The following is a 17841-nucleotide window of genomic DNA, read 5'->3' as shown; positions in this document are numbered from 1 at the left end:
CTGCCCTATCGTTTTTTTAATTTCTCTGGATTTTTGTACTGAGGCTGAAGCTTCTTTGCAGTTGAGCATTATAGAGTACGCAATCAATATCTAAAGAAGACACATTCGGATCTGAAATAGCACTCTCTGCTATAGTATTTACAGTAGTTACTATGTTTTCAATAGCACCTGAATAATATCCACAAGTTGACCTCTTTTCAGTCATCTGTTTAGCTTGATTTGGACAGTACTGTTCGACGCAAATATTACATGTGTTAAACTCTGCGGCTAATACATTCGAAGCAAGAAGAATTACCGCAACGAGTAGTAGTATTGCTGATAGAATTTCATGTCGCTGCTTTGTAGTGAAATGAATTTTTTTCATTTGCCTTCACCTCCTTTCTTTTGTTGTTTTTGAAAACTTTTCATAAAATCAACCGCACCTTTGAGCATATACAGAAAAACAAAAATTAAAGCTAAACAAAACAAAGCGTCAAACATTATTTCCCTCCCTCTCCTTGTCCTTGTTCATTTAATGACTTTTCAAACTGTTCCTCAAAGCTTTCTATTTTCTTCTGCTTTTCCTTTTCTTTCTTCTTTATTTCCTCAAGCTCTTCTTCCGCTTTCTTTGCTCTTTCTTCATATCTTTGCTTGTGAACAGTAAACGGTGACTCAGAACGAAACTCATTCCACTTTTGCTCAAATTGAACAGACTCCTTTTCCATTTCAATGTTCATTTTGCTTTACTGAATAACAACGTAATATAGCAGCAAAGCTACGACTGGAGCCGCGACTATTACTGCTTTGAAAACCCCTGAAAGATTCATGTTTACCTCCTTTTTACTTTAAACTGCCATTCTCTATCATCTTTTTCATTGTAGTAACTATTTTTTCGCCGTCTTTGAAATACCTTAACAAACTCAAAATCGAAATGCATTTTCCTTTCTCTGCTATCTTTTCTATTTCCTCCTTTGACATTGATAGCATTTCCCTCTCAGTAAATCCCTTTTGTTTGAGATAGCCGAACACCCTCTTGGCACTCTCATTTAGAAATTCAGAATATGCTCTCTCTTTTTCTCTACCTCGTAAAACTCTTACAATAGTTTTCATAATTCAAACTCCTTTCTATTTTTGTTAGTTTTTAACAATTCTCTAATTTCATCTATTATTTCAAATGCATTAACAACCAGATCTTCAGTTTCTGCGATATGTTGAACAATTGCTTCAAGGCTATGTTCCAGTTGCCATATTTTGTTTCTTATAAATATGAGTAACTCCCTATCGCTACTCGATAAAATTTTTAACTGTTTTTCTTTTTCTTCAATTTTCATATGCATTTATACCCCCCATTCTTTTTTAAGTTGATTAATTTCATTTTTAAGCTCATCGATAGTCACTTCTTCTTGATCAATCTTTTTTTAGAACTAATCTACCTACTTGAGCATAGAAAGCCATTTCCAGTTCTTTCTTAATCTCTTCCAACTTTTTAATTCTCTCGACGATTCTTGCTACATTCTTTTTCATTTTTTTATTCCTCCTTTCTATGTGTTTCTGTTATATATAATGCAATTAAGATTTTTAATTTTTATTTACTCTAAAATGTCTATTTCAGCTGCTAAATCAGTATCCCTTTTATTGCTGTATTGCTTTGATCGAGTTTCTACTTGCTTGTTTTTTTTCTGAAAGACTATGTTCAGTTAAAATTAATTCCTTTAAGCTTAAACCTGAACGTAATAATATGCAACATACCATACTTCTCCATAACCCTTTCCCACTGAGACCCCCTCTTTCGGACCATGTCCCATATTTTTATCTCACATAAAGGAAAAGGGACTGGGATACGGTAAAAATCATGTAATACTTCAAGCCATTTTACCCTGTATCCGTTTGTCCTGATTAATTTACTGAACTTTTTGGCTGTTTTTCTTCTCATTAAAACCTCCTTATTTCTTTAACTGTTTTTTTTCAGTTGCATATCCCTCTCTCCCTTTAAGAGAGAGAGGGATATGCTATATATATCCCTCTCAGTAGGGATATATCAGTTAGCAATTTTGAAAGTGGCATAAACCGTTGATATTCAAGGATTTGCACAGGTAGGGGTATGACAGCTGGGGAAGAAAAACATGACACTTGGGGAAGTAAGTGGTATGTCAAATATGGCAACACATGCAGCTGAATGCAGCTGGTGAGGAAATGCAGGAACGGCAAGGGTTTGTAAAGGCGGGATTTTTGGGCAGTGTTGTAAGCCTTGACAGGGGAGCACCTGGGAAGGCTTACAAAGTTTTTTTTATTAGCTTCGTTTTTATAAGTTTAGATTTTTCAAGCATTTTAATATACTCCCTATCCCTATGCATCAAGCAAAATCAACTATTCCTATAGGTGGTAACAGGGTGGTAACATTTTTTACCCTTGTCTTTCCTTAATTGTTACCACCTCTATTTTTAAGGGTATAAGGTGGTAACAGGTGGTAACACGTTGATAATACTGGATTGTTACCACCTAATGGTAAAAAATGGGGGTAAAATTTCCCAAAAAAATTTTTTGAAAAAAAATGAAAAAAGAAAAATATACAAAACTGGTGGAAACGGTAGTAACAAATGGGGAATAATAAGGCTAACTCGTTGAAACTCAAAAGTTTTTTAGTGTTACCACCTCTTAAAAGGGGTCAGTTTCCTGGGGCTGAATTGAATCTAAAATTTTAAACCAAACCTTTTTTATCTTACTTGCTTCTCTGACTGTTCTTTTGGCGAATCCCATAACAGTAAGACATTCTGCGATTCGCATTTGTTTGGTTTTATCGAGGTCTTTCGGTGGAATATAGAGAGCTTTTTCGGCTATCTCAACTACCGTTGTTTTTTCTATTTTGTTTTTTTCTATATACTCCGATATAATTTCTTCCCATTCATCATGCCTGCGTGCGTTTTCTTGGATCTCTTGAGCTTCTTGCTCATCGACTTCCCAATATTTGTAGCCTTTCTCAAGCTCCCATACCGCTTCGCCAAAAAGCTGTTCTCTATACTTTTCTATGTATTCTATATTTGCTTTTCCCCGAGCCTCAAGAATCCAAAATCTTGTTCCTCCTGTGGGGTCGTCATATATAGTCTGGTCATTCGTTGTGCACGTAAAAACGCTTCTTCTCGGGAAGTCTTTCATGTGTCTTGAATATGGCGGTCGAAATCTATCCACCGTACTTGATATTATTGCCTTGATCCGATTTCTGTCTGCCTTACGCAAGGCATCCATCTCAGGAATCTCGGCAAGCCATACTCCCTGAATCGCCATGTAGAAGTCTTTTTCAGTGGTGATTGAGACATTGATTTCACGATGAAACTCTTTACCTAAAGCCATCAAAGCCCTTGATTTCCCTATGTTTTGAGCACCCTGAATAACTACTATGTTTTTCTGGAAGCACCCAGGGCAAAAAGCCCTGGCAACAGCAGAAACAAAAAAGTTTTTTGAGACAGTGATACTATACTGAGATAAAGGCGTTTTAAATACATCGTAGAAGAATGTATGAATTCTCGGAATTCCGTCCCATTGATGTTTGCATAGTTTAAGGAACTCTATTAGTCGGTCTCTTTTATTAGAGTATGCTATACTTTCTATAGACTTCTGGAATACATCATCTGGAATTCTCTTGTTTATTCGTTTTTCGAGTTTTGATTGAATATATATTTCTACTTCTCTACTGATTTCCCTGTCGTTAATAAATATTTTAATGTAAAATTCATCATAATCTATTTTTATGTTGTTTTCTGTACAAAATTCAAATAAAAGTTCGGTCACTGTAGGAATTGTTATTTTTATTTCTTTTTCTTTGCTCTCGGAAAATACTTCTTCAATCTCCTCAATTCCAAGCTCTTTTAAACCTGAAATGCCCTTAACTTCTTTTCCGGCCTCAAAGTCCTGATATGTATGTCTTACTCCAGCTATCCGCATACGAAGTTCAGTATCTCCTGAAGCTATCTCAGATACAATCGCTATTGCTGTGTCTATGTCAATTCCATTCTTTGCGAGTAGTCCAGCTGTGTATATACATATATTCTGTCTGTCACCGTGCTTGTAATGCCTTTTTATTATTTTGCTGAGTCTATCTAAATCTATTTTTTGTGTTATTCTTTTCTCTCTGCTTATATTGTTTCCGTGTCCATTGCCATTCCCTTGTTCTGCTATACCTGCAACACTTAGGCAATTCTTTAAAAAAAGATGCATACCAATATCATCTATTTCTAAAACTTCGGGATTAACCACTTCGTAAATTACGTTTTTCTGTAATCTTTCGTGATATATCCTGCTGCCTGGCAACATTACAAGATCATTCTCACTTCGCAATATTTCGAAACCAAATTTTTTGATCAAGTTAACACTTTTAAGTGTTTTTTGTGGGTCATTTATATATATATGATACCCTTTACCCGTTCTAACGTTGGCTACTTTTTCAATTTCGTCTATATCTACAGAAAACTTCTCGCAAAATAGGTTTACATCATCTATATCAATTACAGCCAGCCAGCTTGGAAGAAGTAATAGAGCACTGTTCTCTATTTTTTTAGCGTTTGCTATCTTTTTGTCGCTTTCAGAATTATATTTGTGAATCGGAATTTTACCATTAGAAGGAATTATTATATAGCCTGATTCTCTTAGTTTCTGGCTTAGGGATGAAAAAACTATATGAATATTTTTCTCTGCTTGAGCTTGCTTTACTTGTCTTAAAAAATCATTCAATTTTTCAACAGAACTTGATATAATTTCAAACTCTATCATTTTACACTCCTTTCTCTTTTTTCCCTTTTTTTAAGCCATTCCTCTACAGCTTCCCGAACTATTTCCGATAGAGTTCTGCCTGATTTCTGAGCTATATCGAATATCTTGTTTCTTACTTCCTCTTTCATCCTAATATTTGTTCCTTTTCTCTTCATTTTTATACCTCCTGTATTTCAATGTTTTACTTTTCTATATATAGGGGTTCAAAATTCTCCTTTATTTTGCAAGGGAAATTTTTTCAAAAAAGCACTCCCTGCCTGCTTTCCCACTTTTCTTTTTCCTCAGATGTCTCTTTTTCCTGCTCTTCCTGCTCTTCGTACAGTCCGAACAGCATTGCTTTTGCGGGTTCGGGTCCTACTGTGCGACAGATATCATGCCACTGCTCGATTTCGGTGTATCTCTGTTCGTTTTCTCCGATGCATTCAAAAATATCCACTTCCTCGCCATCTTCATTGCAAATGCTTGAAATCGTATGATTTTTGAAGCCTATGTCACGAAGTTTTGTCCGAAGTGCCCATTTGACTCCTACATCTTTTTTCTTGCCTGCTTGGGTGGGGATGTTTTTTCCTTGTAGCCAAAATTTTTCGATGAGAAAAAGTTCTATTTCGCTTTTTCTGTCGTCGTCGAGGCTGCATTCACATCGACGAAGAGCTGCATTGAGATATTTTTTTAGCCCTTGAAAATTGTTTACTTTTATCATTTTACCTCCTTTCTTTGCTTTGATATTCAAAATATCTAATTTTAGTATTCTATATATCTTTACTCTTGTCAAGTAGTAAAATTTGATATACAAAAAGTTGACAGGTATATTGACAGGTATACAGAATGACAAAAAATAATATTTTGTGTTATGATTGCATTATTTTTAAATGGGAGGTGAAAACATGGAACTAAGAAAAATTGTGAGAGCTGCAAGAGAGTTACAAAGACTCAAAATCAAAGAGATCGCTGAAAAAATTAAAAAAAGTAAAGGGGGGATAGCAAATTGGGAACGAGGAATTGCAACCTTATCTGAAGCTACAATCAGGAAAATATGTCAAGAAATTGGCATTGATTACGAGAAAAAGAGGTTTTTAAGGAAGGATGAAGTTTTTTATTTTTATTTGAATTATGAAAAAGATGTTGAATATTTAAAAACTGTATCAAAAATATTAGATATTACTGAGGTTGTGTTTTTTGAAACTTTTATTTTGCTACACGAAAACTTTTCAGACAATTTTTATATTATTGTTTTTAAAGGGAAAAACATAGAAGAAATAAAAAATGTAGTTAAATCAATTTTTACAAATGCCATTCAAAAAAATGAAACTGAAAATGAGCAAGTTAAGCAGCTATTGCAGGAGAAGAAAATGACAAAAGAAAACTTGAATGATTTTTTGTATTATACATATTCTTATCAAAGTCGTCGTGTTCCAGTCCAAACGCCAGATGGTTCTACAAGTTATGTTCATGAAGTCCCGATTGCAACTATTTTAAGAGATTTCTATAAATACATTCAGTATGAAACAAACGAAGAAAAAAAAAGGAGGCATTTACAAAATTTAGTTCTTGAGTATTGCACTAAGTTCGAAAAGGTTGACAAAGAAGAGTATGAAAAAAGATTGGGAAAGGTGCTAAAAAATTTTGGTTTATAACAGTGGAAAATTTTTCCACCAAACTCTATGTTATAATTTTTGTATGAAAAAAGTAATACATGTCTTTTTTGTTATACTATTTTTGTTTATTCCCTCATTTGTATTTGCTTTTTCCTGCTCTGTTACCCGTGTTCTTGATGGAGATACATTCCACTGCCTGCCTGAAAAAACACCGTTTGGTGCCAAGGTTCACAAAGATAGCACCGTTTCAGTTCGCATGCGAGGAGTTGATGCTCCTGAGAAGAGACAAGCCTATGGTGAGGATGCAAGGTTATCTCTTAAGGACATGATTGGTGGCAAAACAGTGCGTCTTGAGATTAAAGACATAGATAGATATGGTAGAGTTGTTGCTTATGTCTGGATTGGTAATACCAACATAAATCTTGAACAGGTAAAGAAAGGTATGGCATGGGCATATACTGAATACTTAGATAGACCCTATGCAAGTGAGTTTTACGAAGCAGAGAAACAGGCAAGAAAACAGAGATTAGGGCTGTGGCAAGAAAGCAATCCCACTCCACCTTGGGAGTGGAGAAAGAGGAATAGATAAATATGAAAAAGCAAGTATTATTTGAACAAGAAGAGTTAAAGCCTACAAAAAAGAAAATAAATGAACTTGATGGAAAAACTTGGTTAAAGTATTCTATTAGCGTTTGGAATGATATTGTCAAAACCAAGGAAGAAGCCTTTTTAAAACATCCTGCCATGTTTCCTAAGGAATTGCCTATAAGACTAATTAAAATGTTTACAAATAATGAACAGAAAAAAATATTAGATCCATTCATGGGCGTTGGTTCTACTTTGGTAGCTGCTTTAGAGTGTGGAAAACAAGGTATAGGATTTGAAATATCTGAAGAGTATGCAAAAATTGCAAAAAACAGGTTGGAATCACAACAGAAGTTGTTTGCGGATGAAATATATACTCCGATTATTTATATTGATGATGCAAGAAACATAGATAAATATTTAGAGCCTGAATCAATTGATTTATGTATTACTTCTCCTCCTTACTGGGATATTCTATCTGAAAAAAGAACTGCGGATTTAAAAGAGAAAAAAGATTACGAAAAAAAAGAAGGAAATTTAAGTGAGATAAAAAGCTATAAGGAGTTTTTACTTGAATTAGAGGAAATATTCAAAAAAGTCTTTAAAGTTCTTAAAAAAGGGTCATATTGCGTGATAAATGTTATGGATATAAGGAAAAAAGATAAGTACTATGCCTATCACATGGATATTAGCAATTTTATGACTAAAGTTGGATTTGTATTAGATGATATCATAATTTGGGATAGAAGACAAGAATATAACAATTTAAAGCCTCTTGGATATCCTTACGTGTTTAGAATTAACAAAATACATGAATATCTCTTAATTTTTATTAAACCAAAAAAGGAAAAGAAATGAGTATCAGGATTTTAGATGATTATATGGATAACGATGTAGCTTACTTGCTCGGATTGATAATGATAAGAGGAACCTTTCATATTGAAGGTGATGTAAGGCGTTTAATAATTCATTTTCCTTATCAATTAATGGAAGTTCAGGCTTTACCAAATAGTAATTTAAGGTTTAATCAAGATGAAAAAATTAGGCTTAGCTTAGATGACATAAGAAGAAGAATTAATGAACTTTTGGATGTTAATGTAGATATTGAAAGAAACAAAAATGTTATATCTTTAAAAGCTGTATTTACAAAAAATACAATGTCATGGAGAAATTTAAGACTATTATGTAAAAACAAGACAAACTTTTATGAATTTGAGGTTCCTGAAGTAATGTATGAAATGCCTGAAGATATTCAAAAAGAGTTTATTAGAGGAATAGCTGATGCTGCTTCATCTCCAAGTTATTCTGATAGAGATCAGGCTGGCTATCAAAGAATAGTTTTCCAATTTCCATATCAAAATTGGCGATTACCTTTACAAGTTTGTAAGCTTTTACAGGAAAATTTAGGTATAAAGGTTCAACATATTTTATGGGGGCATCCTAATGTAAGAACTCCTGGAGAAGATGAAGGACATTGGGCAAAAGAACATAGAATGAGAATATATGCAGAAGAATTTGTAAAAATTGGATTTAACTTTGAATATAAACAAGAAATTTTAAAAGAACTGGCAAAATATAATTTAGAAAAAGGTCATAATTCTAAATACTGTAACCCTAAAATAAAAAAAATAAGAGCAAATCAAATTAAACCAAGACATTCTGACGAAAGTAATGAAAAATTGCCATCGGAAATAAGAGGTAAACATTTTGATACTTATTTTCAAATATGTTGTGCTTTAGGTTGTACACAAGGGAAAGAAGGCAATCAAAAAGAGCTTTACGAAGATGAATTATGAAAGAACAAGATTTATATTCACAAGTTTCAAAGTGGTTATATAATTATTTAAATTCATGGAACAAAAGAAAAGAAATTATAGTAAAGGATACTCATAAGGTAAATCTTTCAGATTTTATAGTGAAGAATAATCTACAAAACTTAATTCCTCAATATTCTGCCTATGATATAAAAGTAGATATAACTGGAATAATAAAAGACAAAAATAATCTAAAATTAGTTTTTGTTGAATGCAAAATCAAACCAATTCGATTATTAGATGTAGGACAACTTTTGGGCTATAGTCTGGTTGCTAAACCTATAGAAGCTTTTTTAATTTCGCCCAGAGGAACGTCAGAACCTCTTTATCAACTCTTAAAAATCTATGGTAGATATGACATTCTTAGTTATGATAAAAATAGAAATATAAAAATTCTAACATGGGATATTCAAAAAAAAGAACCAGTTTGGAGTTCAATCTTACCACCTGGATATCACCGGGGGAAATTATAACAAAAGTTTAGTGGAAAAAGAAATCTGGTACTATATAAATCCCATATAAAAGAATTTTTAGTTTAAAATATATTTTCTATATATCCTTGAGCAGGAGGTTCTATGAACAAAACTTCAATTGAATGGTGCGACTATACTTGGAACTCTATAACAGGCTGTTTCCATCCCTGCAGAAACACCTATTGCTATAACACCATGAAAGCTACTTCTCCCTTAAACAGATTTGGAGCAAGATATAAAGCTAAGAATGGTTCTCTTGTCTACGAGAAAAATTGGAAAAGCAGGCAAACAGGACAGTGCCATATAGCCCAAAAGGGAGAAATATACCCTTATGGTTATGACCCTACCTTTTATCCCCACAGGCTTAATGAACCTCTTAAGGTTAAAAATCCTGCAAAAATATTTGTTGTGGATACGGGAGATATGTTTGGTGGTTGGGTTCCAGAGGAATGGATTGAGCAGATTTTAAATGTAGTAAGACATTGTAGTTGGCATACCTTTCAGTTTCTTACAAAAAATCCTGAAAGGCTCATTAAGTATGAATTTCCCGATAATGCATGGGTTGGAACTTCAGTAAACTCAGACAAAGATATCAAGCGATCAAACTTTATCAAACAATCAAAGGCAAAGATAAAATACTTAAGTATTGAACCTCTCCTTGGACCTATTACTTTTGACCTAAAAGGAATAGATTGGATAATAATAGGTGCTCAGACAGGAAAAAATCCTTTTATTCCTAAAACAGAATGGATAGATGAAATTATCAAACAATCAAACAAATACAACATACCTCTGTTTTTTAAAGAAAATATCAAAAGATATTCAAACTATTTTGTTCAACAATTCCCTTAGTGGAAAATTTTTCCACCAAACATAAAGCCAATAAAAAAGCCTGATTAGGGCTCCTCTTAGGAGATACCTTGCGGGCTATGAGATGGAAAATGGTATGATAAAAAGCGACGATGGTATGATAAAAAGCGACAAAAAGGCTTTCTTTATCTCCTCTTTTGACTACTAATTTTAATCATACATTTTTGAGTATAAGAAATTAGTAGTCAAAGGGTTAAATTTAAGATAATGACCATTATCTTAAAGGATTTTAAGATAATTTTCTGGGAAAAGAGGGATTAATAACCTCTCAGGCAAGAAAAGAGGCAAAAGGGGTATACCTAACTATAGGTCAAGGCAAAAAAGAGGCTCTAAATCGATTCTACGCAATCCTGGGGGACAACTGTGGACTGGTAACCACATGTGGTTACTTACTTTTTTGATTTTTTCTTTCTTTTCAGTGACTTTTTATGAGAACATACATCTTGGGAGCAGGGGGTCGGTGGTTCAAATCCACTCGCCCCGATTGTAAATATTTAAAAAATAAAGAAAAATCTATATACTCTCACTATCTATTTCATATCTTTAAAAAATTTTGTGTAAAAATGTGAGAATAATTTTTAAGGAAACATTTTATTGATAGACTGATTTATAATAACCGTGGAATAATGTTGACTTTCACACAAAAATAGTAAAAATACAAATTAAAAAGAGCCTAAAACCCAAAAAATCTGAGAAAAAATTATTCCATTTTGTAACATCGCACGGGAAATCCTTAAAAAACTCTATCAAAAGAAAAAAGCAAATGAAATTTTATTTTTATAGAAGTAAAAGAAGTTTGGGATACAGTCCAAATAAAGACGACTCCAATGTATTTACATACACTGCAGGAAAACCTTTAAGGAAAAAGAAAATAGGCAATTTCAGGATAAAAATTTTCAGTTGAAAAAATTTTGTAAAAAATGAAATGATATGATAATAAAAAATGAATTTTTCAGAAATAGAAGATATAAAAAATCTTATTCCATGTATTATTGTCGACAACTATTACAATATTTTAGCTCTTAATACAACTGCTCAAAATATGCTTGGAGATGTCAGGGGCGAAAAATGCTATAAAATTATCTATGGATTTGATTCTCCATGTTATCAAAAAAATATAAAATGCCCAGTTTATCATAAACAAACTAATATAGATACAATAACTCTTGATTTCGAAGTATATTTAAGAAGTTATGGAAATATTCCATTAGGCGGACTTTTTTATGAAAGCATTATAAATATAACAAAGTTAGAATTTGTAAGAACTGCCATTCTTGATTCATTAACTAAACTTTATAACAAAAAATTTATGGAAAATTTTTTGGATAAAACTTTCACGCTTTGGAGAAGATATAAACAAATCTTCTCTGTAATATATGTCGATATAGACCACCTAAAAGAAATAAATGATAACTTCGGTCATTTAAGTGGTGATGAAGCCATAATAAAAATATCAAATTGCTTAAAAGCGAACATACGTGCTTCAGATGTAACTGGTAGATTAAGTGGTGATGAATTCTTAATTGTGTTAACAAATACTTCAATAAAAGATGCTGAAATTGTTGCGTTAAGAATATTAAGGTGTATTAATGAAATAAGATTTATTAAAAAGCTTTCTGTAAGCATCGGATTAACAGAAGTCTTCGAAACTGATGAAGGGTACCACTCATTATTAGAAAGAGCAGATAAAGCACTTTATGCTGTAAAAAGGAGCCAAAAAGGTAAAATAGGCATAATAAAATCCGGGAATGAAGTTTATTTTCTTGAATTGAATCGAATAGAAAATCAAATTTGAAGAATCTTAATGTTAGGATTGCCTATAGAATAAAAAAGACTAAAGTGGACATAAGTTCTTCCAATCATTCCCCTGATCCTGATAGTTTTAGAAAGAATTTGCCAATCATACATTTTTTGCATTTGAATCTCCGAAAACAAAGTTTTTTTCTTTAAATTTTCAAGTGTGGGTTTCTTTAATGTTTATTGATTCTTTTTTCCTGAGTTTATCAACTTAATTTTGTAAGTTATTGAAAATATTGAATTTTATTTTTTAAAAATACAAATTTTTATACAACAAGATGGGTAATTCTTTGATTTTTCCTGTATTTTTAGATTCCGAATTCTTCCTTGGCTGTTATATGGGCTGGTTCTGATATTTTTAATGCCCTAAATAGAGTCTTTCCTATCTTATCCATCTTATTCTTTAAATAGTATTCCTTGCCATCTATACTAAACTCTGTAAATGTACGCTCCTTAAAGCTTCTTTTATTCTTTCTGTTGATACATCTTTGTTTAATGCAAACTCTAACATCCTCATAAATAAAAAGGAAAGAAAACATACTACCAGATACCCCCTTATCCTTCTTTCTGTCCAGTGATATACAGGTCTTACCTCTATGGTGTGCTTCATTATTCTGAAAGATTCCTCTATCTTCCATAAACTGTGATAGGCTGAAAGGATTTGTTCTGGACTAAGGTTTTCAGAACTCTGCACTGCATAGTATCCATCAAATTCCCTATCTCTTTTTATTAAAGATTCATCAAGAATATATCTGTTTTGTCCTTCTGTCTTTATGTATTTTTTCCCACCCCTTTTGTTTAATCCTTCTATTACTGATGGACTCTGAAGTAGTTTTATCGGCAAAATTTTCTTAAAAAACTTATTTTTCTATTTTTTTCAAATTTGACTTTATTCCTCCCAATAAAACTTAGATAAGATTATGCTTTATTGGGAGGGTCTCATATTAAAAGGAGGTAAAAAAGAATATGGGACTCTACAGAAGAAAAGACTCCCCCTAACTGGTGGATGGTTATCCGTCACTAGGGACGCATTTTTTATTACAGCACTATAACCTCAGACAGAAAAGTGGCAGAAAAAATTTACGAAACAGTCAAGGCAAAAATTATTCTGAATCAATGGTTTCCTGAAAACCAGAACAACATTACTTTTTCTGAATTTTTCAATCACTACGACTACTACTATGCAAAGGGCAGAATCCACTCTGAGAGAAGTATCAATCCTGCTATCAAAAAATGGATACTTCCATTTTTCGGAGAACTAACTCTTTCAGAAATTGACACCAAAGCTGTAGATAGTTTTCAGAGTTATCTTATTAGCAAAGGTCTCAGTGCTATATCAGTAAACAAGTATCTTGTAATCTTGAAAGCAATGTCTTCGTGGAACATGTGCCCAGATAGTGTTTTAAGTATGGTTAGAAAGGTAAAACCACTAAAAAATGTGAATAAAAGACTTCGCTATCTTTCAAAAGAAGAATGTCTTACACTGATTAATGTCTGTGCAGAGCACTTAAAGTCAATCGTCATAACTGCACTTCTTACTGAAATGAGAAAATCATAAATACTAAACCTAACATGGCAACAAATTGATCTAAGACACGGTTACATTTTCCTTGACAGAACAAAAAACAATGACATAAGAGAAATTCCCATTTCAAAGGAATTAAAAAAGTTGTTATTTAGTATTCCCAGACATCCTGAAATCCCCTATGTATTTTTCAATCCAGAAACTAAAAAACCTTATACAGATGTAAAAAAAGCATTCAAAAATGCATGTAAAAAAGCAGGAATTAAAGACTTCCATTTTCATGATTTAAGGCATACCTTTGCAAGCTATCTGGTTATGAAAAATACAGAGCTTGCGGTAGTAAAAGAACTTCTCGGATACAAAGACATCAAAATGACAATGCATTATAGCCATCTGTCACCAGAACATAAGGTAAAAGCAATCTCAAATCTTGAAAACACCTTATTTTCTAAAGTGGCGAAAAGATCAACCGTTACGATTCCGTTGACAGTTGATAAGGAAGGGTTGACAGAGGAGATTAAAAATTTATATTATTCAATAAATTTGGGCGATTAGCTCAGTGGGAGAGCGCTTCCTTCACACGGAAGAGGTCGCAGGTTCAATCCCTGCATCGCCCATTGTAAAATCAAGCCTTTCTGAATGCAAAAATTAAACTGTGTCAGTTTTTGTGTCAGTTGTTGCAAAGGTAGATTTATCAATGGTTTAAGCTATTTTTTGGTGTTTCTGGTTAAAGGCTAATAATTGCCATTATAGGCATGGTATTTGCTCATCTTTTAGATTTACTTGATTGTGTCAGTTAATGTGTCAGCTATTCCAGCTTATTTATTCTCAATGGCTCCTGTTGTTGGTGATTGTCTTGTAAAAATGCTATCTAAAACAGATACTGCTTTCTGTTTATGTTCTGGTGCTAAGTGAGAGTATCTCAGGGTCATTTTTATATCTTTGTATCCTAGAAGTTCTTTAACTGTGGTTAAGTCAACTCCAGACATAACAAGATGGGAAGCGAAGGTGTGTCTTAAATCATGGAAGTGGAAGTCTTTAATCTGAGCTTTTCTTAAGGCAGTGGTAAAGCTTCTTTTGATATCTTGATATTTTGTTCCCGTTTCAGGATTAATAAAAACATAGTCTGTATCAATTCTTCTTTCTGTAAATAGTTTCCTGAACAGGCTAAGTAACATATCGTTCATTGGTATTGTCCTGCTTTCACCATTCTTTGATGTTTCAACATAGATATAACCATTTTTCAAATCAACATTGTTCCTTTTAAGAGATAGTATCTCATCTTTTCTCATTTCTCATTAAAGAGCTCCAAAAAATGGGAACTTTTGGATTTATCTACAGAAAAAATTTCTTGAAAAGTTTGGATTTGTTTAATCTATCAAAATTGATAAAACAATTGCAATATAGAATTTGATTTAATCAAACTAAATCAAACATTGCAATTTAAAGCAAACATAGAATCAAACTTCATTTTGTTAAAAAAACAACAAATCAAACTCATTCTTATATTATCTATAAAAAGCACTTGATATAGTATATAGAAAATTTAACTGCTTTCTTTAGTTTTATTACGCTTCTTTGCCGATAATGTCCCACGCAACTTTCGCTGCTTCTTCTGTTTTTGTGATTTTTCTGAAAGCAACCTCTCCAATTCCCGTATTCTCCGCATAAGCAACTCTTCTGAGAGAGGATATATCTTCTCTTCCCTCTCTGGATATTCCACTATCTTTTCTTTCTTTTTCTTTTTCATTTATTTCCTCCCCTTGTCTTTCTTCTCTTCTTCCTCTAATTTCTCCTTCGCTTTCTGTATAGCCCGCCTCACTAACGAAGATACCTCCTTGTCTGTCAGTTTGTCCAGTAGTTTTTTCTCTGAATTTTCTTTTTGTTTCATGAATTATTTCCTCCTCTGTTTTCTTTTTTATTTTCAGTAAAATTTGGGTATAACAAAACTTTTTGCAATGACAAACACAAAAAACTACAAAATTATATTTCTTGGTGGTTTATCCATGCTCAAAAGTTTCATGAAGTCTATTTCTCGTTCGCTTTCTTCTTCCTCCTCACTACTTTCTTCTGGTAGAATTATCCATTCTTCCCTCATGAGTTCCCATGCCGTGTCCTCTGCCTGTTGCTGAGTGTATCCCTGTTCTATCAACTGCTTCTGTATCTTCTGCATGACTTCCCATTTATTCTTTGTTGCCAAGTTTATGCTCTCTTCTAACTCCCCTTTCTTCTTCAGTGCTTGATACATCTTTGGTCTGTATTTCTTCCAGTGCATATCTGCCAGTTTCTTTAGTCCTTCCAAACTTTTGTGGAGATTTGCTCTTTCTTTCAGGTCTTGTGATGATAACATTTTTTAGACTCCTTTCTTTTTGTTAATCTAATTATATCAAACATTTTAATATAGTCAAGATTATACCGAACCCCTCAAACATTGGAAACAGGCAATTAGTAGAGGTTAAACTTTCTGCATATGCAGGGAGAAAATCTTTATAAAATAGGGTTCTGGATATTGGATAATGAATAATTACAACAGGTTGTATGTTCACAGTAGTTTGGGATATTTATCTCCTGAGGAATTTCAGTTAAAATACTACATACAAAAGGAAAAAAATGTTGCATAAACCTCTACAAATTGAAACACTAAAATGTTCTCACAGAAATGGACGAGGCTTTACGTAACTCTCTACAAATGGAAATACTAAAAAGTATCCACAAAAAGGGAGCAGTACAGGGCTCAGCACAATTGTATTATGTTATAATAGACTTTACCATGAGAGTACTTGTGACAGGTGGTGCTGGATACATTGGAAGCCATTGCGTAAAAAGACTTGGTGAGCTTGGATATGAAGTTCTCACAATTGACAATCTTTCAAATGGGAATAAATGGGCAGTCCTTTATGGAGAACTTAAAGTTGTTGACCTTTCTGATACAGCCAAAGTAAGGGAGATCTTGAAAAATTTTAATCCCGATGCAGTAATTCACTTTGCAGCTTCAATAGTGGTTCCAGAAAGTGTCAAAAATCCTATTAAATACTATAAAAATAACACAGAAAATACACTCAATTTACTTAAAAATCTCATTGAATTAGATATTAAAAACTTTATCTTTTCTTCAACTGCGGCAGTATATGGAATTCCTGATACTGTGCCGGTTAAAGAAACAGATCCGCTTAACCCTATAAATCCCTATGGAAGGTCAAAAGCAATGGTTGAGCAAATTCTTCAAGATCTCTCAAATGCCTATGGATTAAAATATGTTTCATTAAGATATTTTAATGTCGCTGGTGCAGACCCTGAAGGAAAAATCGGACAGGCATACAGAGAATCAACCCATTTAATAACAAGGGCACTGAAGGCAGCCAAAGGAGAGATTCCTTACATTGAAATTTACGGAACAGATTATCCAACAACTGATGGAACATGCATAAGAGATTATATCCATGTATCTGACCTTATTGATGCTCATTTAATTGCTTTAAAATATCTCTTAGATAATGGACAAAGTGATGTTTTCAACTGTGGCTATGGTCATGGTTATTCTGTCAAAGAAGTGATTTATGCTGTGAAAAAAGTTACAGGAATTGATTTTAAAGTAATTGAGGCAGATAGAAGACCTGGAGACCCACCCAGGCTTGTTGCAGACTCAACGAAGATTAAAGAGAAATTAAACTGGGGACCTAAGTACGAGGACCTCGAATTTATCATAAAAACAGCCTGGCAGTGGGAAAAAACCATAAGTTAAAATTTTATTTTAGTTTTCTGCTTTTCATTGCTTCTTTTAAAAGTGCTACAAAAACTCCCAAAAAAATACCTGCTGTAAAACCAACTGCAATATAAAGCATTGGTTTTGGCTTTACAGGTTTTGAAGAAACAATCATATCTAAAGGACGTATAACCTGAGGATTTTGAAGCCATTTTTCAATATTCTCCTTCTCAGTCATTAAGTCTGCCAATTTGGAAGGATCAAATATAATGTTGCTTCTTGTGTTCAAATCCCTGATTGCTTTGTTTATATAAGTAAGTCTTCTATTAAATCTTTCTTTTGCTTCGTTAAGTTTTTCAGCAAAGATCTCTTTATTGATTATGTTTATCACCAGTTCAATGTTCCTTTTAGCATCATCGGGAGAACTACCCTCAACCTCAATCTTTCCCATATTGGGAGAGTTTTTTATTTGAGATATTTTTGTATTAAATGAAAACTTTCTATATTTTTCATAGGATTTAAAAACATCTGACAATTCAGAAAGATTAATAATCTGAAAGGTTGGAAATCCAAAGAAAACCTCTGCCCTGTATGTTTTTGGAATCAAAAAGGAGACTGCAATGGCAATTAAAGTTGTTATAGCAGTAATTCCTAAAATTAGCCATTTCTCATTATAAAGTTTCTGGAATAGTTCAAAAAGGTCAATTTCATCATTTTTAGGTCGTGTTTCCATTAT

General features: G+C 33.0%; 24 protein-coding genes and 1 tRNA gene. 11 read left to right on the top strand and 14 right to left on the bottom strand.

Translation table 11 applies throughout. The features are described from left to right. Positions 1-16: 16 nt before the first annotated feature. The 8 genes from QI155_RS03225 to QI155_RS03190 all read right to left on the bottom strand — a co-directional run bounded on the left by QI155_RS03225 (position 17) and on the right by QI155_RS03190 (position 5443). Positions 17-364, bottom strand: a complete 348-nt coding sequence (locus QI155_RS03225) for a hypothetical protein (protein WP_281321086.1) — start codon at positions 362-364, stop codon at positions 17-19. A gap of 115 nt (positions 365-479) precedes the next feature. Then, positions 480-716, bottom strand: coding sequence for a hypothetical protein (locus QI155_RS03220; RefSeq protein ID WP_281321085.1), 237 nt, complete (start codon positions 714-716; stop codon positions 480-482). A gap of 103 nt (positions 717-819) precedes the next feature. Continuing rightward, positions 820-1089 carry a hypothetical protein gene (locus QI155_RS03215; protein ID WP_281321084.1) on the bottom strand — a complete coding sequence of 90 codons (270 nt, stop codon included), beginning with the start codon at positions 1087-1089 and terminating at the stop codon, positions 820-822. Then, positions 1086-1310: a hypothetical protein gene (locus tag QI155_RS03210; protein ID WP_281321083.1), complete on the bottom strand. Its 225-nt coding sequence runs from the start codon at positions 1308-1310 to the stop codon at positions 1086-1088. Before QI155_RS03210 ends, QI155_RS03215 begins: the two co-directional genes overlap by 4 nt. 362 nt (positions 1311-1672) lie before the next feature. Next, entirely contained in the window at positions 1673-1912 is a 240-nt protein-coding gene (locus QI155_RS03205) for a hypothetical protein (RefSeq protein ID WP_281321082.1), read from the bottom strand. 722 nt (positions 1913-2634) lie between these two features. Continuing rightward, positions 2635-4743, bottom strand: coding sequence for a VapE domain-containing protein (locus QI155_RS03200; protein ID WP_281321081.1), 2109 nt, complete (start codon positions 4741-4743; stop codon positions 2635-2637). Beyond that, on the bottom strand, positions 4740-4898 hold the full coding sequence (locus QI155_RS03195) for a ribbon-helix-helix protein, CopG family (protein WP_281321080.1): 159 nt from the start codon (positions 4896-4898) through the stop codon (positions 4740-4742). Before QI155_RS03195 ends, QI155_RS03200 begins: the two co-directional genes overlap by 4 nt. Positions 4899-4981: 83 nt before the next feature. Continuing rightward, positions 4982-5443, bottom strand: a complete 462-nt coding sequence (locus tag QI155_RS03190) for a hypothetical protein (RefSeq protein ID WP_281321079.1) — start codon at positions 5441-5443, stop codon at positions 4982-4984. A 184-nt stretch (positions 5444-5627) separates the two neighbouring features. On the opposite strand from QI155_RS03190, the gene QI155_RS03185 reads away from it, so the two are divergent. From QI155_RS03185 to QI155_RS03155, 7 genes are all read left to right on the top strand, one after another. After that, positions 5628-6377: a helix-turn-helix transcriptional regulator gene (locus QI155_RS03185; protein ID WP_281321078.1), complete on the top strand. Its 750-nt coding sequence runs from the start codon at positions 5628-5630 to the stop codon at positions 6375-6377. Positions 6378-6420: 43 nt separating this feature from the next. Beyond that, the gene (locus QI155_RS03180) at positions 6421-6927 is read left to right on the top strand and encodes a thermonuclease family protein (RefSeq protein WP_281321077.1); all 507 of its coding nucleotides are present in this window, start codon (positions 6421-6423) and stop codon (positions 6925-6927) included. Positions 6928-6929: 2 nt separating this feature from the next. Further along, positions 6930-7781 carry a DNA methyltransferase gene (locus QI155_RS03175; RefSeq protein WP_281321076.1) on the top strand — a complete coding sequence of 284 codons (852 nt, stop codon included), beginning with the start codon at positions 6930-6932 and terminating at the stop codon, positions 7779-7781. Next, positions 7778-8719 carry a hypothetical protein gene (locus QI155_RS03170; protein ID WP_281321075.1) on the top strand — a complete coding sequence of 314 codons (942 nt, stop codon included), beginning with the start codon at positions 7778-7780 and terminating at the stop codon, positions 8717-8719. The genes QI155_RS03175 and QI155_RS03170 overlap by 4 nt, the downstream gene beginning before the upstream one ends. Continuing rightward, positions 8716-9210: a hypothetical protein gene (locus QI155_RS03165; RefSeq protein ID WP_281321074.1), complete on the top strand. Its 495-nt coding sequence runs from the start codon at positions 8716-8718 to the stop codon at positions 9208-9210. The genes QI155_RS03170 and QI155_RS03165 overlap by 4 nt, the downstream gene beginning before the upstream one ends. Positions 9211-9312: 102 nt before the next feature. Beyond that, on the top strand, positions 9313-10062 hold the full coding sequence (locus tag QI155_RS03160; RefSeq protein WP_281321073.1) for a DUF5131 family protein: 750 nt from the start codon (positions 9313-9315) through the stop codon (positions 10060-10062). 961 nt (positions 10063-11023) lie between these two features. Beyond that, on the top strand, positions 11024-11875 hold the full coding sequence (locus QI155_RS03155) for a GGDEF domain-containing protein (RefSeq protein ID WP_281321072.1): 852 nt from the start codon (positions 11024-11026) through the stop codon (positions 11873-11875). A gap of 426 nt (positions 11876-12301) precedes the next feature. Here QI155_RS03155 and QI155_RS03150 read toward each other — a convergent pair whose 3' ends face one another. After that, complete coding sequence (locus tag QI155_RS03150; protein ID WP_281321071.1) at positions 12302-12721, bottom strand: transposase; 420 nt, start codon at positions 12719-12721, stop codon at positions 12302-12304. A gap of 222 nt (positions 12722-12943) precedes the next feature. Between QI155_RS03150 and QI155_RS03145 the strand changes: the two genes are divergently transcribed. The 3 genes from QI155_RS03145 (at position 12944) to QI155_RS03135 (ending at position 14019) form a co-directional block, all read left to right on the top strand. Further along, positions 12944-13435 (top strand): phage integrase SAM-like domain-containing protein, encoded by a 492-nt coding sequence (locus QI155_RS03145; RefSeq protein ID WP_281321070.1) that lies wholly within the window; start codon positions 12944-12946, stop codon positions 13433-13435. Beyond that, positions 13436-13957 (top strand): site-specific integrase, encoded by a 522-nt coding sequence (locus QI155_RS03140; RefSeq protein ID WP_083200172.1) that lies wholly within the window; start codon positions 13436-13438, stop codon positions 13955-13957. It abuts the gene before it with no gap. Beyond that, a tRNA-Val gene (locus QI155_RS03135) sits at positions 13948-14019 on the top strand. Before QI155_RS03140 ends, QI155_RS03135 begins: the two co-directional genes overlap by 10 nt. Before the next feature lie 201 nt (positions 14020-14220). On the opposite strand, the gene QI155_RS03130 is transcribed toward QI155_RS03135, so the two are convergent. The 4 genes from QI155_RS03130 to QI155_RS03115 all read right to left on the bottom strand — a co-directional run bounded on the left by QI155_RS03130 (position 14221) and on the right by QI155_RS03115 (position 15752). Beyond that, complete coding sequence (locus tag QI155_RS03130; protein WP_068861560.1) at positions 14221-14694, bottom strand: site-specific integrase; 474 nt, start codon at positions 14692-14694, stop codon at positions 14221-14223. A gap of 254 nt (positions 14695-14948) precedes the next feature. Beyond that, positions 14949-15152 carry a hypothetical protein gene (locus QI155_RS03125; RefSeq protein WP_068861559.1) on the bottom strand — a complete coding sequence of 68 codons (204 nt, stop codon included), beginning with the start codon at positions 15150-15152 and terminating at the stop codon, positions 14949-14951. After that, on the bottom strand, positions 15153-15293 hold the full coding sequence (locus QI155_RS03120) for a hypothetical protein (RefSeq protein ID WP_281321069.1): 141 nt from the start codon (positions 15291-15293) through the stop codon (positions 15153-15155). It lies immediately after the preceding gene. An 84-nt stretch (positions 15294-15377) separates the two neighbouring features. Beyond that, positions 15378-15752, bottom strand: coding sequence for a hypothetical protein (locus tag QI155_RS03115; RefSeq protein ID WP_281321068.1), 375 nt, complete (start codon positions 15750-15752; stop codon positions 15378-15380). A gap of 420 nt (positions 15753-16172) precedes the next feature. Here QI155_RS03115 and galE point away from each other — a divergent pair, with 420 nt between their 5' ends. Further along, a complete protein-coding gene (gene galE, locus QI155_RS03110) occupies positions 16173-17144 on the top strand; it encodes a UDP-glucose 4-epimerase GalE (RefSeq protein WP_348650825.1) in 972 nt (323 codons plus the stop codon). Between the two features lie 4 nt (positions 17145-17148). Here galE and QI155_RS03105 read toward each other — a convergent pair whose 3' ends face one another. Then, the gene (locus QI155_RS03105) at positions 17149-17838 is read right to left on the bottom strand and encodes a Wzz/FepE/Etk N-terminal domain-containing protein (RefSeq protein WP_068861487.1); all 690 of its coding nucleotides are present in this window, start codon (positions 17836-17838) and stop codon (positions 17149-17151) included. Positions 17839-17841: the final 3 nt, after the last annotated feature.

The sequence above is a fragment of the Thermodesulfovibrio sp. 1176 genome (assembly GCF_029946585.1).
Classification (GTDB): Bacteria; Nitrospirota; Thermodesulfovibrionia; order Thermodesulfovibrionales; family Thermodesulfovibrionaceae; genus Thermodesulfovibrio.
This window is presented reverse-complemented; position numbering and strand designations above follow the sequence as displayed.